Origin of the sequence: Klebsiella sp. 10 (genome assembly GCF_018223925.1) — a bacterium.
Lineage (GTDB): Bacteria > Pseudomonadota > Gammaproteobacteria > Enterobacterales > Enterobacteriaceae > Klebsiella > Klebsiella pneumoniae.
Genome location: NZ_JAGRRB010000019.1, coordinates 86,748 through 102,236, shown reverse-complemented (window position 1 = coordinate 102,236; position 15,489 = coordinate 86,748). Strand labels below are relative to the sequence as shown.

14 protein-coding genes are annotated in these 15,489 nt (G+C 61.1%); 9 read left to right on the top strand and 5 right to left on the bottom strand.

Annotation, left to right across the window (positions count from 1 at the left end):
- Positions 1 to 127 precede the first annotated feature (127 nt).
- Positions 128 to 2,230, top strand: a complete 2,103-nt coding sequence (gene fusA, locus KHQ26_RS22075) for an elongation factor G (protein ID WP_020804128.1) — start codon at positions 128 to 130, stop codon at positions 2,228 to 2,230.
- Positions 2,231 to 2,446: 216 nt separating this feature from the next.
- On the opposite strand, the gene sbcB is transcribed toward fusA, so the two are convergent.
- Positions 2,447 to 3,871: an exodeoxyribonuclease I gene (gene sbcB, locus KHQ26_RS22070; RefSeq protein ID WP_020804141.1), complete on the bottom strand. Its 1,425-nt coding sequence runs from the start codon at positions 3,869 to 3,871 to the stop codon at positions 2,447 to 2,449.
- Positions 3,872 to 4,051: 180 nt separating this feature from the next.
- On the opposite strand from sbcB, the gene dacD reads away from it, so the two are divergent.
- The 6 genes from dacD to cobT all read left to right on the top strand — a co-directional run bounded on the left by dacD (position 4,052) and on the right by cobT (position 9,663).
- A complete protein-coding gene (gene dacD, locus KHQ26_RS22065) occupies positions 4,052 to 5,215 on the top strand; it encodes a serine-type D-Ala-D-Ala carboxypeptidase DacD (protein ID WP_029497101.1) in 1,164 nt (387 codons plus the stop codon).
- Positions 5,216 to 5,391: 176 nt separating this feature from the next.
- On the top strand, positions 5,392 to 5,865 hold the full coding sequence (gene sbmC / locus KHQ26_RS22060) for a DNA gyrase inhibitor SbmC (RefSeq protein ID WP_020804146.1): 474 nt from the start codon (positions 5,392 to 5,394) through the stop codon (positions 5,863 to 5,865).
- A 98-nt stretch (positions 5,866 to 5,963) separates the two neighbouring features.
- Entirely contained in the window at positions 5,964 to 7,022 is a 1,059-nt protein-coding gene (locus KHQ26_RS22055; RefSeq protein WP_002911885.1) for an FUSC family protein, read from the top strand.
- Between the two features lie 167 nt (positions 7,023 to 7,189).
- Entirely contained in the window at positions 7,190 to 7,513 is a 324-nt protein-coding gene (locus tag KHQ26_RS22050; RefSeq protein ID WP_002911883.1) for a DUF496 family protein, read from the top strand.
- 314 nt (positions 7,514 to 7,827) lie between these two features.
- Positions 7,828 to 8,568: an adenosylcobinamide-GDP ribazoletransferase gene (cobS, locus tag KHQ26_RS22045; RefSeq protein ID WP_004144121.1), complete on the top strand. Its 741-nt coding sequence runs from the start codon at positions 7,828 to 7,830 to the stop codon at positions 8,566 to 8,568.
- Positions 8,569 to 8,595: 27 nt separating this feature from the next.
- Entirely contained in the window at positions 8,596 to 9,663 is a 1,068-nt protein-coding gene (cobT, locus tag KHQ26_RS22040; protein WP_020804129.1) for a nicotinate-nucleotide--dimethylbenzimidazole phosphoribosyltransferase, read from the top strand.
- Between the two features lie 42 nt (positions 9,664 to 9,705).
- Here cobT and KHQ26_RS22035 read toward each other — a convergent pair whose 3' ends face one another.
- The gene (locus KHQ26_RS22035; RefSeq protein ID WP_031589183.1) at positions 9,706 to 10,815 is read right to left on the bottom strand and encodes an adenosylhomocysteinase; all 1,110 of its coding nucleotides are present in this window, start codon (positions 10,813 to 10,815) and stop codon (positions 9,706 to 9,708) included.
- 198 nt (positions 10,816 to 11,013) lie between these two features.
- On the opposite strand from KHQ26_RS22035, the gene KHQ26_RS22030 reads away from it, so the two are divergent.
- Positions 11,014 to 11,745: an HPP family protein gene (locus KHQ26_RS22030; RefSeq protein ID WP_032410855.1), complete on the top strand. Its 732-nt coding sequence runs from the start codon at positions 11,014 to 11,016 to the stop codon at positions 11,743 to 11,745.
- 21 nt (positions 11,746 to 11,766) lie between these two features.
- On the opposite strand, the gene KHQ26_RS22025 is transcribed toward KHQ26_RS22030, so the two are convergent.
- Positions 11,767 to 12,156, bottom strand: a complete 390-nt coding sequence (locus KHQ26_RS22025) for a tautomerase family protein (RefSeq protein WP_020804142.1) — start codon at positions 12,154 to 12,156, stop codon at positions 11,767 to 11,769.
- Positions 12,157 to 12,271: 115 nt separating this feature from the next.
- On the opposite strand from KHQ26_RS22025, the gene KHQ26_RS22020 reads away from it, so the two are divergent.
- Positions 12,272 to 13,228, top strand: coding sequence for a LysR family transcriptional regulator (locus tag KHQ26_RS22020; RefSeq protein ID WP_020804122.1), 957 nt, complete (start codon positions 12,272 to 12,274; stop codon positions 13,226 to 13,228).
- On the opposite strand, the gene KHQ26_RS22015 is transcribed toward KHQ26_RS22020, so the two are convergent.
- Together KHQ26_RS22015 and shiA are read right to left on the bottom strand one after the other, a co-directional pair.
- Positions 13,188 to 13,928 (bottom strand): lipoate--protein ligase family protein, encoded by a 741-nt coding sequence (locus KHQ26_RS22015; protein WP_020804127.1) that lies wholly within the window; start codon positions 13,926 to 13,928, stop codon positions 13,188 to 13,190. The genes KHQ26_RS22020 and KHQ26_RS22015 overlap by 41 nt on opposite strands.
- A gap of 46 nt (positions 13,929 to 13,974) precedes the next feature.
- The gene (gene shiA / locus KHQ26_RS22010) at positions 13,975 to 15,294 is read right to left on the bottom strand and encodes a shikimate transporter (protein ID WP_020804143.1); all 1,320 of its coding nucleotides are present in this window, start codon (positions 15,292 to 15,294) and stop codon (positions 13,975 to 13,977) included.
- Positions 15,295 to 15,489: the final 195 nt, after the last annotated feature.

Below are 15,489 nucleotides of genomic sequence, written 5' to 3'. Positions count from 1 at the left end.
GCCCAATCGTAATGATAGCAAAAATAGTTCGAATATACTCGTACAGTTGTACTAAGATAGACGCAGTTAAATGAACTGCGGATCATTCCGACCGCAGACTGACCGTCAAAACGACTAAGGACGCATCATGCCCCGACCCATCCCTCTCGAACGTTATCGCAACATCGGTATCTCCGCGCATATCGATGCCGGTAAAACCACCACCACCGAGCGCATCCTGTTTTATACCGGGATGAGCCATAAGCTGGGTGAAGTACACGATGGCGCGGCAACCACCGACTGGATGGCCCAGGAGCAGGAGCGCGGGATCACCATTACCTCGGCGGCGGTAAGCTGCTTCTGGCCGGGGATGGACCGCAGCTTCGAGCCGCACCGGATCAATATCATCGACACCCCGGGGCACGTGGATTTCACCATTGAGGTGGAACGTTCTATGCGCGTGCTCGACGGCGCGGTGATGGTGTACGACTCCGTCGGCGGGGTGCAGCCCCAGTCGGAGACCGTCTGGCGCCAGGCGAATAAATACCACGTTCCGCGGCTGGCCTTCGTCAACAAGATGGACCGCCCGGGGGCGGACTTCTTCCGCGTGGTGCAGATGATGATCGACCGCCTGAAGGCTAACCCGGTGCCGATTGTGATCCCCATTGGCGCTGAAGAGCATTTCACCGGCGTCGTCGACCTGGTGAAAATGCGCGCCATCCTGTGGGATGACGCCACCCAGGGCATGACCTTCAGCTATGGGCCAGTCCCTGACGAGCTGTTGGCGACGGCGCAGCAGTGGCGGGAGAAAATGGTCTCGGCGGCGGCGGAAGCCAGCGATGAGCTGATGGATAAATACCTGGAAACCGGTGAGCTGGACGAGGCGGAAATCGTCGCCGGTCTGCGCCAGCGCACGGTGAAGGGAGAGATCCAGGCGGTGCTCTGCGGTAGCGCCTTTAAAAACAAAGGTGTGCAGCGCATGCTCGATGCGGTGGTGGAGCTGATGCCATCGCCGCTGGATATTCCGGCGATACAGGGCGTCGATGAGCAAGGCCAGCCGGCGGAACGCCATCCGAGCGACGATGAGCCGTTGTCGGCGCTGGCGTTCAAACTGATGACCGACCCCTACGTCGGCCAGCTGACCTTTATCCGCGTCTACTCCGGGACGCTGAAGAAAGGCGATGCGGTGTGGAACCCGGTGAAGGGTAAGAAAGAGCGCATCGGGCGTATCGTGCTGATGCAGGCCAACGACCGTCACGAAGTTGACGAACTGCACGCCGGGGATATCGCGGCCTGCGTCGGTCTGAAGGATGTGACCACCGGCGATACGTTATGCGATCCGGATGCGGTGATTACCCTCGAACGGATGGAGTTTCCGGAGCCGGTGATTTCGCTGGCCATCGAGCCGAAGACCAAAGCGGACCAGGAGAAAATGGGCATCGCGCTGCAGCGGCTGGCGGCGGAAGATCCGTCGTTCCGTCTGCATACCGATGAAGAGTCCGGCCAGACGATTATCTCCGGCATGGGTGAGCTGCATCTGGAGATCATTGTCGACCGGATGAAGCGCGAGTTTGGCGTCGAGGCCAACATTGGCCGTCCGCAGGTCACCTACCGCGAAACCCTGCGCAAGAAAGTGACGGACGTGGAAGGCAAATTTGTGCGCCAGTCCGGCGGCAAAGGGCAGTACGGGCACGTTGTGCTGACCCTGGAGCCGCTGGAGCCGGGCAGCGGTTTCGTCTTCGAGGACGCCACCAAAGGCGGCGTGGTGCCGCGCGAGTACATCCCCTCCGTGGAGAAAGGGCTGCGCGAAGCGATGGGCACCGGCGTGCTGGCGGGTTATCCGGTGGTTGACGTGAAAGCGACCCTGACCTTTGGGTCGTACCACGACGTGGACTCCTCGGAGATGGCGTTCCGCATGGCGGCGATCTTTGGCTTCCGGGAAGGCGCGCGCAAAGCGGATCCGGTGATCCTTGAGCCGGTGATGCACGTCGAGGTGGAGACGCCGGAAGAGTACGCCGGGAATATTATGGGCGATCTCTCTTCCCGTCGCGGGATGGTGCAGGGGATGGAAGAGCGCTTCGGCAGCCAGATCATCCGCGCCGACGTGCCGCTGGCGGAGATGTTTGGTTATTCCACCACGCTGCGCTCGATGTCGCAGGGACGAGCAACCTACAGCATGGAGTTCCACCATTACGCGGAAGCGCCGCGTAATGTGGCGGATGAAATCATCGCCAGCCGCGCGAAAAGCTAAGCAACGTTCCCGGGTGCGACGCGAGGCGTCTTACCCGGGCTACTCTGGTACCAGCGCCCAGGCCCGGTAAGGCGAAGCCGCCACCGGGCAAAAAGGTAAGCGTGAACTGGGGACGCAATACCCGGCGGCGCTGCTGGACTGCCCCCAAAAGTTGGACACCCAACTGAGTTTGTAGCCCGGGTAAGGCGTTAGCCGCAACCCGGGAATTTCAGCCAATCAGACAATATCCTGCACGTACTGCCACAGCGCCTTCAGCTGCGCCAGCTTCTCTTTATCATCCGCATACTGCTGATACAGCATCTGCAGCTCATCGGCATAGGCCTGCAAAAACGCCGGCGTAAACACCTGACGACGGTGCTCTAACCAGCGCTGCTGCTCATGTTCATCGAGCGTGCCGGGGAAGTTGCGCGCCCGGTAGTTAAACAGCAGGCGTTCGATACGCTGGTCGGCGAAGGTGATATCCAGCGCCGGCAGATTGCGCGGTTCGGTTTCCAGCACGATTTTCATCGCCGCGCGGTCGGCATCGCTAAAGAACCCATTGTACAGCTGGGCGTCGACGTTTTCGGACGGCACGAACGGCTCGGCTTCGGCATAGACCGCCACCACTTTCTCCCGCACCTGCGGATTCGCCCGCAGCAGCTGGGCGTTCTCCAGACAGCCCTGAATAGAGATCCCCAGCCGGTCGGCATCCTGCGGGCGCAGGGTATTGGCCTGGGCCAGTACCGGACATTTATTTAAATGTACCAGCTTAATCGGCGCCGCCGGCAGATCGCCAAGCTCGGCGCGCGGGGTGTAAAGCCGCTCGCGCAGGGCATCGGCATCCAGTTCCAGCAGCGGCGCCATATCGCCCGCCAGATCGACCATAATCACCGCATTGCGGTTTTCCGGATGCCAGGCCAGGGGCGCCACCAGGCTGGTGTTGCCGCGCGCGGCGCCAAACATGCCGGAGACATGCACCAGGGGCTTCATCTGCGGCACGTCGATGAGCGTCGCCAGCTTGCGCTTATTGCGGTGGCTGTAGAGATAATCAAACAGCCGCGGCTGCCGGGTTTTCACCAGCTTCGCCATGGCGATGGTGGCGTACACATCGGCCATCGCGTCATGGGCGTTCTGGTGTTCAATACCGTTGGCGACGGTCAGATGTTCAAGCCGGAAGCTGGGCAAACCCTCGTCATTCTCCGGCCAGGCGATCCCTTCCGGGCGCAGGGCATAGCAGGCGCGCATCACGTCGAGCAGATCCCAGCGCGAGTTATCGTGCTGCCAGCTCCAGGCATAAGGGTCATAGAAGTTGCGATAGAAGATATTCCGCGTCACTTCGTCATCAAAGCGCACGTTGTTATAGCCGACGATACAGGTTTGCGGCACCGTGAACAGATCGTGGATGCGGCGGGCAAACGCGGCCTCATTATCCCCTTTGGCCAGCGCTTCCTGCGGCGTGATCCCGGTGATCATCACCGCCTGCGGCTGCGGCAGGTAATCGTCAGCGGGTTTGCAGTAAAACACTTCGGGCTCGCCGAGCACATTCAGCTCCGCGTCGGTGCGGATGGCGGCGAACTGCGCCGGCCGGTCGAGGGAAGGGCTGGTGCCGAAGGTTTCATAATCGTGGAATAAAAATCCGGGCTGGTTGACGCTATCTTGCATAGTCTGTTCATTATCCGTGGTGGCGTGCGACCGGTATGGTAAACGATTTGCCCGGTCATCAGAAGGGTCGCGGCAAGCAACTTCCTCTGCTGTGTCATATTTTCTTGCAATTAAACCCTGATATGAAACGCGAAGTTCCGTAAAAAGGACGGCGGATCTGTAAATCTAGAGGATATGCCGTTGAAAGGCCGTTTGTTTATTGCTGTATCTTTGCTCGCTTCGAGCGTTTCCTGCGCATTTGCCGTCGACTTACCTGCTACGGTCGCGCCGCCTTCCATTCAGGCTGGCTCCTGGGTGCTGATGGATTACACCACCGGTCAGGTCCTGACCGCGGGTAACGAACATCAGCAGCGCAATCCTGCCAGTCTGACCAAACTGATGACCGGCTACGTGGTCGATCGCGCCATCGACAGCCATCGTATCACCTTTGACGATATCGTCACCGTGGGTAAAGACGCCTGGGCGAAGGGCAACCCGGTGTTCGACGGGTCATCGCTGATGTTCTTAAAGCCAGGGGATCGCGTCAGCGTCCGCGACCTCAGCCGCGGGCTGATTGTCGACTCCGGTAACGACGCCTGCGTCGCGCTGGCCGACTATGTCGCCGGCGGCCAGCCGCAGTTTGTCGCCCTGATGAATCAGTATGTCGAAAAACTGCACCTGCGGGACACCCATTTCGAAACCGTCCACGGCCTCGACGCCCCGGGCCAGCACAGTTCGGCCTATGACCTCGCGGTGCTCTCGCGGGCGATTATTCATGGCGAACCAGACGTCTACCACATGTACAGCCAGAAAAGCCTGACGTGGAACGGGATCACCCAGCAAAACCGTAACGGTCTGCTGTGGGATAAAACCATGAACGTCGATGGCCTGAAAACCGGCCACACCTCGGGCGCCGGGTTCAACCTGATCGCCTCGGCGGTGGATGGCCAGCGCCGGCTGATCGCCGTGGTGATGGGGGCGGACAGTCCGAAAGGCCGCGAGCAGCAGGCCGCTAAACTGCTGCACTGGGGGCAGCAGAACTTCGACACCGTGCAGGTGCTACAGAAGGGGCAGAAGGTCGGCACCGAGCGTATCTGGTACGGCGATAAAGAGCAGATTAAGCTCGGCACCGATCAGGATTTCTGGTTAGCCCTGCCGAAGGCGGAAGTGTCGCGCATTAAAGCGAAATATGTGCTGGATAAGAAGGATCTTGAGGCGCCGATCGCCGCCAATCAGCGGGTTGGCGAGATTTCACTGTATGACGGCGACAAGGTGGTGGGGCACTATCCGCTGGTCACCCTCGAAAGCATCAATAAAGGCGGAGTGTTCTCGCGAATGAGCGATTACCTGCATCAAGAGCTGTAACCACGCCAACCGCCTCTTTGCAGGCGGTTTTTTTTCGTCTGTCGCTCGTGCTGGCGAGGCGCCTGTTTTTACAGCAGTGTGGTGGCGACTCTGTGAATTCGCGCACATACTGAGGGGGGATCTCCTGTTAAATTAACTGTATATTCATACAGCAATTTATCTCCAAAGGAGGCAAGATGAACTACAGCATCACCACCCTCGGCAAGAAAACCATCGCCGGTTTCCATCTGGTCGGGCCCTGGGATCACACGGTCAAGCAGGGGTTTGAGCAACTGATGATGTGGGTTGAGAACCACCAGGTGCCCGCCCGCGAATGGGTGGCCGTCTACTACGATAACCCGGAGGAAGTGCCGGCGGAAAAACTGCGCTGCGCGACAGCGGTCACCGTGGATGAGGATTATGTCATTCCCGCCAACAGCGAAGGGGTGATCCTGGCGGCGATTGCCGGCGGGGATTACGCCTGCGCCCGCGCGCGGGTGGTGGAGTACGACTTCGCCACCCCGTGGATGCAGTTTTTTGACAGCCTGCAGCAGAGCACGGCGTATCGCATCGCCCCCCAGCCCTGCTTTGAGGTCTATCTTAACGACGGCAACCACGACGGCTACTGGGATATCGACATGTATGTTCCCGTTGAGCGCGTCGCGTCGTAGCGGTTTACCCCTGTTTCGGACAAGGTTTTTTACATTCCCGGCATGCTCCGGGCGAAAAAGCAGTTACAATTGGCCTTTTCGTTTTGCCGGAGAGGGTTGTGCGCGCTGATAAATCACTCAAGCCATTTGAGATCCGCTTGTATCGCCATTATCGGGTGGTGCATGGTGTGCGGATTGCGCTGGCCTTTGTGCTCACCTTTTTGCTGGTGCGGCTGCTGAACGTGCCTGAGGGAACCTGGCCTCTCATCACTCTGGTGGTGGTGATGGGGCCGATCTCCTTCTGGGGTAACGTCGTGCCGCGGGCGTTTCAGCGTATCGGCGGCACGATCCTCGGTTCGGCGCTGGGGCTGGTGGCGCTGAAGCTTGAGCTCATCTCCCTGCCGCTGATGGTCCTCTGGTGCGCGGCGGCGATGTTCCTCTGCGGCTGGCTGGCGCTGGGCAAGAAACCCTATCAGGCGCTGCTGATCGGCATTACTCTGTCGGTGGTGGTCGGGGCGCCGCCCGGCGATATGCATACCGCGCTGTGGCGAAGCGGCGATGTGATCTTCGGCTCGCTGCTGGCGATGCTGTTTACCGGCATCTGGCCGCAGCGGGCGTTCATCCACTGGCGCATCCAGATGGCCAGCTATGTCACCAACTTTAACCGCCTCTACCAGGCCGGCTTCTCGCCAAATCTGGTGGATCGACCGCGGCTGGAAAAGCATCTCCAGCAGGCGCTGAACGACGTGGTTAAAATGCGCGGGCTGATCACCCCCGCCAGCAAAGAGACGCACATCCAGAAGGCGATCTTCGAGGCTATCCAGACCGTCAGCCGCAACCTCGTCTGCATGCTGGAGCTGCAGATCAACGCCTGGTGGGCAACGCGTCCGGGTCACTTCGTGATGCTCAATGCGCACACCCTGCGGGAGACGCAGCAGATGACCCAGCAGACGCTGTTGTCCATCGCCCACGCGCTGTACGAAGGGAACCCTCAGCCTGTGCGCGCCAACAATGAAAAGCTGACTGAGATCGTCCTCGAACTGCGCCAGCTGCTGAAAGAGCAGGGTGATGACGGCCTGGCGGAAACCCCGGTCCATGGCTATGTTTGGCTCTCAATCGAACTGGCGCGCCAGCTGGAGCTGCTCTCGCATCTGATCTGCCGCGCGTTGCGCAAATAAACATCAGATGCACCGGGTAACCACATGGGTTGTTTCGATTCAGCAGCGTTTAGGGTTATGATAAACGCAAAGGAAAAAACATTGTCATCAGCGGCTGCTAGCAGTTATGTTAGCCCTATAACGCAGTCGCTTTACGAATCCGAATCTCAATTATTAGGGGTGTAAAAATGGAAACAACTAAGCCTTCTTTCCAGGACGTACTGGAGTTTGTTCGTCTGTACCGTCGTAAGAACAAACTGCAGCGTGAAATTCAGGACGTTGAGAAAAAGATCCGTGATAACCAGAAGCGCGTTCTGCTGCTGGACAACCTCAGCGACTACATCAAACCGGGCATGAGCGTGGAAGCCATCCAGGGCATCATCGCCAGCATGAAGAGCGATTACGAAGATCGCGTTGATGATTACATCATCAAAAATGCCGAGCTGTCCAAAGAGCGCCGCGACATCTCGAAAAAACTGAAAGTGATGGGCGAAGCCAAAGTCGAAGGCTAAACCCTGCCGGTCCGGCGGCGGTCAGCGTCGCCGGGCTGTTCCGCGTTTCCCTCTCTTCCCTGCTTTTTTCTGCGAAAACTTTGTTCCGGCAACTGCCTCTCCTCACCGACACTTTGCTATACTGGCCCGCGAAAAACGTATTGATATCGGAAAGGTTTCTCTCATCCTGGCCGGGCATCTGACGCAGCGGCGTCAGGGCGATATCTCAACACCTCTCACCTCTCCGACGATCGATTCGCCAGAAGACAAACTCAGGTGCTGACCGGGCGCGACAGAACTCTTCCGCTGCTTTCGCCGACAGGAGTCAACCTCACGTGATTAAGTCATTCTTTGCTGCACTCTCGTTTATCAGCCGCCTGCCGGTCCCGGCGCGGTTATCTCAGGGCCTGGAGATCGAACAGTACCAGCGCAGTATCGTCACCTTTCCGCTGGTCGGTTTACTGCTCGGCGCCATCGCCGGCGCGGTGGCGCTCCTCCTGCAGCCGTGGTGCGGCGTCCCGCTGGCGGCGCTGTTCGGCGTGCTGGCGCTGGCGCTGCTCACCGGCGGATTCCATCTTGACGGGCTGGCTGATACCTGCGACGGCATTTTCTCCGCCCGCACCCGCGATCGGATGCTGGAGATCATGCGCGACAGCCGGCTGGGCACCCACGGCGGGCTGGCGCTGATCTTCGTGCTGGTGGCGAAAGTGCTGGTGGTTGGCGAGCTGCTGCTGCGTGATATCCACCCCATCGCAGCCCTGGCGGCGGCCTGCGCCGTCGGTCGCGGGATGGCGGTGCTGCTGATGTATCGTCATCGCTATGCGCGGGAAAAGGGGCTGGGCAATCTGTTTATTGGCAAAATTAGCCTGCAGCAGACGCTGGTGACGATGGCGATGGCGATCGCGCTGGCCACCGCCCTGATGGGGCTGCAGGGGCTGCGCGCCGCGCTGATCACCCTGGTGCTGATCTGGGGTCTGGGATGGGCGCTGAAGCGAACCCTCGGCGGGCAGACCGGAGATACCCTCGGGGCGGCGATTGAGCTGGGCGAATTACTCTTTTTACTGGCGCTGCTGTAAGGCCTGACGCCAACGGTGAGGAACAGAATGGAAACACTTTCGGCGTTACTGGCTGCCATTCCGCAGCCCGATGTGGCGGGCATGGCGCGCGCTCAGCAGCATATAGATGGCCTGTTAAAGCCGCCCGGCAGCCTTGGCCGTCTGGAGGCGCTGGCGGTGCAGCTGGCCGGTCTGCCTGGCTTGCAGGGGCAGCTGGCGCTGGCGGAGAAAGCGATTGTGGTCATGTGCGCCGACCATGGCGTCTGGCATGAAGGCGTGACTCCTTCGCCGCAGGTGGTGACGGCCATTCATGCCGGCAATATGGTGCGGGGCAACACCGGCGTCTGCGTGCTGGCGGCGCAGGCCGGGGCCAGGGTGCAGGTAGTGGATGTCGGCATCGATGCCGACCCGCTGCCGGGCCTGATTAACCTCAAGGTGGCCCGCGGTAGCGGGAATATCGCCCGGACGGCGGCGATGAGCCGCCAGCAGGCGGAGACGGTGCTGCTGGCCAGCATGCATCTCACCCGCCAGCTCGCTGCCGACGGGGTGAAAGCCTTCGGCGTCGGCGAATTGGGAATGGCCAATACCACCCCGGCCGCAGCGACGATCAGTGTCCTGACGGGCAGCGACCCTGACGCGGTGGTGGGCTGTGGGGCCAATCTGCCGCTGGCGCAGCGGGGCCATAAGGTGGCGGTGGTGCGCCAGGCGATAGCCCATAATCAGCCGAACCCGGCCGACGGGCTGGATGTCCTGGCGAAGGTGGGGGGTTACGATCTGGTGGGCATGACCGGGGTGATCCTCGGGGCGGCCTCCTGTGGCCTGCCGGTGGTGCTGGATGGCTTCCTCTCCTATGCCTCTGCCCTGGCCGCCTGCCGCATGGCCCCGTCGGCGCACCCTTATCTTATTCCTTCACACCTGTCGGCGGAGAAAGGGGCGCAGATCGCCCTCGACGCGCTGGGTCTGCGGCCGTATCTCGATATGGACATGCGCCTGGGAGAGGGCAGCGGCGCCGCGCTGGCGATGCACCTGCTGGATGCCGCCAGCGTGATGTACAACCAGATGGGAACGCTGGCGCAGAGCAATATTGTGTTGCCCGATAGCGCGCCGTCGTCCTGATGGTAAAACGCATCGTCCCGCGATGGAGGCGATGCGCCGGGTTTACAGGGCCTGCTGCCAGACCGCCTGGGGCAGGAGATAAACCTTCGCCGGGGCGCGCATGCCGTCGGTGACAATATGGCGGATGCCGCTGGCCATCACCGCCAGGGTGACGTCAAAGGCGTTCAGGCTATCGCCGAAGCCAGCGGTCAGATTGAGCATCGAACCATTGGCCAGCAGATAGACGGTTTTGTCGGCCATGCGGTAGGCGTTGATATACGGCATCACCTCTTCCTGGGGGTACTGGCGCAGGTACTCGCCGTCGATCTCTTCCGCCACGTGGCCGACGTTAAGGATAAATACTCCCGCTTTCGCCCGGTCCAGCGCCTGGCGATTAACCACGTTTTTACCGCCTGTCGCCGTGGCCACCACGTCCGCCGAGGCGATAGCCTCCTGGAGGTCCACCACGTGCCAGCCGTCGTAGGCCGCCTGTAGACGGCGGGCAGGATCGATCTCCGCCACCATCACCTGACCGCCAAAAGCTTTTGCCGCCGCCGCGACGCCCTGGCCGACCAGGCCGTAGCCGATCACCAGCACTTTTTTCTCATGCAGGGTGAGGTGAGTGGTCTGGAAGAAGGTGTGCCAGGCAGTGAGACCGACCATATGGCGGTTGTGCAGCCCCTCTTTGACCGGCAGATCGTCCCAGTTAAAGATCGGATAGCCTGGCTGAATATCCCCCAGCCGATTGACGCCCGAGCCGGTGGCTTCCAGACCCGCCACGATGTTCCCATACTCGCCGCGCTGGTGGAGCAGGGTGGTGATATCGGCGCCCATCTCGCACAGGTGAGTGGGCTGCCAGGCAATCGCTTTTTCCCATGACTGTTGCCAGTCGGCATCGCTCATATTGCGCCACGCGCAGGCCTCGGCGCCGCGCTCCACCAGCCAGGCCACCACGTCGTCCTGCACGGTGGTGGGGTTACAGGTGGTTAAAAAGACCTGAGCGCCCTTGTCGAGGATCCCCTGCACCAGCGGGATCATTTTCATGTCGAGGTGCATACAGCAGGCCAGACGCACGCCGCTGAGGTCGGGCAGCGCGGCGACCTGACGCAGGGTACGCGGCATATTCTGGCTGGCCCATGCCACTTCTTTCGCTAAAGAGATTTTATTATTCACTGGGTTATGACCTTCAATTCGCAAAAGGGGTATCCCCCTGACCGAAAAGGGATTCTATCAGCCCCCGCGAGAATTCACAGCACAATGCCGTCGGACATCGCCGCCCGCGCTATCCCCTGCGAAAGACAGGGTTGTTAATTTAAGGTTAAAAAAAGAAAATAAAATATAAGTAATTCCTATGATTTGAGCGATGAAGCGATGTTGAGTGTTATTCCTGCGGGGATATTTTCACGGCTGTGGATTTTCCTTGGCCGCCTGAAGCCGCACGCGCTGCCGGTGGCCCGCCGGCATATCGTGCTGGGATCCATTGGCGCCGGCACCGGACTGGCGGTGACCAGCATGTTCAGCCACTGGCTGCTCGGCGAAGTCAATCTGTGGTTTATTGCCCCGATGGGGGCCTCGGCGGTACTCCTGTTTGGCGTACCGAGCAGCCCGCTGGCGCAGCCGTGGTCGATTGTCGGCGGCAACGTGCTGTCGGCGCTGATCGGCGTCACGGTCGGTATGCTGGTCCCCGATGCGGCGCTGGCCTGCGGTCTGGCGGCGGCTCTGGCCATCGCCGGGATGTATTTTCTGCGCTGTCTGCATCCCCCCGGCGGCGCGGTGGCCCTGACGGCGATCCTCGGCGGCGCCGGGGTGCACAGCGAAGGCTATCACTTTGTGCTGACCCCGGTGCTCCTCAACTCGCTGATGCTGGCGCTGCTGGCTATTGTGTTTAATAACCTGGTTGGCCGCCGTTATCCGCATCCGCTGGCGGCGGAGGAGGTCAAATCCAGGGCGGTGCCGCTGGGTATTTCGGTCACCCGGGAAGATATTCACGCCGCGCTGCTGGAAGGCCAGTTCCTCGACATTGATGAAGACGATGTCCAGGAGTTGCTGGAGAATATCGAGCAGCAGGCGCGGCAGCGCATCGCGACGGCAGCCCGCCGCTAAGGGCGTACTGCGGGCTGCGGGTTACAGATCGCCGGTAAGATACTGCGCGACCCCGCGGCCAAAGCTCCAGTCGCCTTTCTGGTTACTGATAATCGACACCATCAGGTCATCGCCGCTCAGGCCGCAGTGTTCCGCCAGCTCCTCCTGCAAAATGGCGAAGAAGCGCTGCTTCTGCGCCTCGCTGCGCGGGCTGGTATAGACCCGCACCACCACCAGATCCCGCGTGCGGGTCAGTCCGAGGCCGGTATCTTCAATCACCATATGGTGGGCTTTGTTTTCATGAACAATCTGGTAACGGTCGCGTTCTGGTACCTCGAAGGCGCGCAGCACGGCGCGATGGGCGCCATCCAGCAGGGTTTTGACCTCCTGTTCCGTACGGCCTTCAATCAGGTCAAATGTCAGTAATGGCATGCAGGTGCTCCTTATCGTTAGGGAATAATGATGGGCTCAACAAGATGCTAGCCGATGCCGCCGCCGGCAAAAACCGCTATAGTTGAATACATTGTTTTTACTGGTGAACAATCACATGAGCGAGAGTCGTCCGGAGAGTTACTGGCTCCATCTGTACTGGCTGACGGTGCTGGAAGAACAAAAAAGCTATACCCGGGCCGCGGAAAAACTGGGGATCAGCAAGTCGGCTATCAGCCAGAAAATCAGCGAGCTGGAGCGGGTGACCGGTAAAACCCTCGTCCATCGCACCACCCGCAGCGTGAGCCTCAGCGACGACGGACTGCGACTGGTGGTGGAGCTCAACGAGCCGTTTGGTCAGCTGCGGGATATTTTCACCGGCGCCTGCGATGAGGGCGGGCCGCTGCGGGGAACGCTGCGCCTGACCGCGCCGGTGGCCTTTTCCCGCCAGCAGCTGGTCCCGGCAATCGCGCCTTTTTTGCATCAGCATCCCCAGCTGCATCTGCAGCTTGAGGTCACCGACCGGCTGGTCTCTCTGGCCAGCGAAGGGTTCGATCTCGCCATCCGCCACTGTCGGCACGAGGCGCTCCCCGATACCCACGTCGCCTGGCCGCTGTGTCACACCGCGACGCTTACCGTCGCGTCCGCAGACTATATTCGCCGCCATGGCCGCCCGGAGACCCCCGAAGATCTGCGCCACCACCAATGCCTGACCTATCCTCGTGGGCCACAGCGCCCGCAGTGGACGTTCGCCTCCCGTCAGTCGCCCGATGCTCGGGTGACCATCAACGTGCAGGGGCCATTCGCCACCAATAACAGCGAGTCGCTACGTGATGCGGTGCTGGCGGGGCTTGGGGTGGCGCTGTTGCCGGATTTCAGCGCCCGGGAGGCCATTGGCCGCGGGCTGGTGCAGGAGCTGCTGCCGGCGTGGCAGCCGGTGGAGGTGTTTGCCGACCGGCTGTACGTCATCCGGCCCTATACCCCGCGCGTGTCACGCGCGGTGGAAACCTTCAGCCGCTATCTGAAAGCGACCTTCAGCGAGCCGCGTCCAGCTCCTGCGCCAGCGCCTCGCTAAAGCGGGGCAGCAGATGGCGCTCGCCGGGAAGCAGTTGCGCGAGAGTAACGGTCTTGTCAGCGCAATAGACCCGCTCGCTGCCGAGCTGCGCTTCGAAGGCGTTCGCCGCCTGATGCGCCGCGCTCAGATCGGCGTCAATAAGGATCACCGCATGGGCCAGCACCACGTGGCCGCCGCCCGCCGCCAGCGGCCGCCAGTACTGGGCGGTACCGACAATCTTGCGCGCCTCCGCGCCTTCTCCGCAGGCAAGATTATACCGGCCATCGCAAAAGGAACCGCTCACCGCCCGGGGGTGGCTGGCAACGCCGAAGCGCGCGAGGGTGCGCTGCAGCACAGCGCACAGCGAATGATAGATCGGTTCGGCGGCTTCGCCGAGCGGCTGCTGCACCGGCCAGGCGAGGCTAAGGTTGATAATGCCCGGCCCCTGGGGCACCAGACCGCCGCCGGAGCGGCGAAGCCATACCGGCCAGCCGCGCGCGGCAAAATGCGCGCTGACCGCCGGCAGATCCGTAAACTGACGATAGCTCCCCGGCACCACCAATCCCTGCGGCGCCTGCCAGAGCTGGGCGACGGCCTCGCCGGCGCTGGCTTTGGCAAACAACGGCTGTTCCGCCTGGGTGGGATCCTCGCAAAACTGCAGCGCCAGCGAGGAGGGGGAAAAACGGCGAGGCCAGCAGTCGGCCAGGGTTAACTGAGACATGCATTCTCCTTACCGGAGGGCGCGGGTTACGCCCTCCGCTGGTGGGTCAGTCGACGGGGTGCTTTTTCATCAGCAGCGCGGTGAGCGCTGACAGCAGGCATCCTGCGGTCAGATAGAGGGCCACGCTGTGCCACGATCCGCCGGAGAAGGTGACCAGCGCCGCGGCAATAAACGGGGTAAAGCCGCCGCCGACCACGCTCGCCACCTGGTAGCCGACGCCGGCGCCGCTATAGCGATAGCTGGCGCCGAACAGCTCGGTAAACATCGGCTGCTGGACGCAGACCACCATATCATGGGCGATATTGGCCAGCATCAGGGCGAAGAACAGGATCCAGAAAACGGACTGACTCTCCAGCGCCATAAAGAACGGGAAACCGCTCAAAGTGCCGATCAGCGCCCCGGTGATATAGATCCGCCGACGGCCAAAGCGGTCTGCCAGCCAGGCGAAACAGGGGATAGTCAGGCAGCTAAGACCGCCCACCAGCAGGCCAATGTTGAGAAACAGCTCGCGCGGCAGGCCGAGGTTTTGCGTGGAGTAGTTGAGGGCGAAGGCGGTGACGATATACATCGTCAGCAGTTCACACAGCCGCAGGGCGATAATCAGTAAAAACGCTCCCGGATGGCGAAGCAGCGCTTCCACTACCGGTAGCCGCTTTTTCATCTGCGGCGCGTTGTCCAGGCTCTGCTGCGCTTCAAACTCCTGCGATTCCGCCATGCCGTTGCGGATCCACAGCGCAATAAGGACCAACACCACGCTGAACAGGAACGGTAAGCGCCAGCCCCAGCTGAGGAACTGCTGGTCGCTGGTCAGGCTGCTAATCAGCGATACCAGCCCGGTAGAGAGCAGGAGGCCGACGCCGTAGCCCACCTGCACCCCGCTGCTGTAAAAGGCTTTTTTCCCCTGCGGGGCATTCTCCACCGAGAGCAGCGCCGCGCCGCCCCATTCGCCGCCGACGGCGAATCCCTGAACCGCTCGCAGGAACACCAGCAGCACCGGCGCCCACCAGCCGATCTGGTTGAACGAGGGGAGCAGGCCGATGCAGGCAGTGGCGATACCCATCATCCAGACGGTCATCATCAGCATCCGTTTCCGCCCGAGGCGATCTCCGAAGTGGCCAAAAATAATTCCGCCGAGCGGGCGAAAAAGAAACCCAACGCCGAAGGTGGCAAAGGCGGCAAGCGTTCCCATCGCCGGGCCGATTTGCGGGAAAAATTCGCGGTTGAACACCAGCGCGGCGGTAATGCCATAGAGAAGAAAATCGTACCAGTCGACCACCGCGCCGGCAAAGCTACCCCAGGCCGCCCGCCGGGCCCGATGTAGTGAATCTGGCGCCTCGCCGGGCTGCACGCTTATTGTTGAATCCATACCCTGTCCTGTCAGTCACGTACTTCATTGTTATTGGAATGAGACGCTTTTACTGTTGCGTCTGCTCTGAGACTACCGCGCAGCGGCCGTGGAGGAAAGTAGTTTGCCTGCTAAGCGGGGGAGATGGCGCAAAAAAGAATCGATGGGAAAGGCGGGCGAAATCACACCCTGGACTTAACATTCTGGCAATTTGCC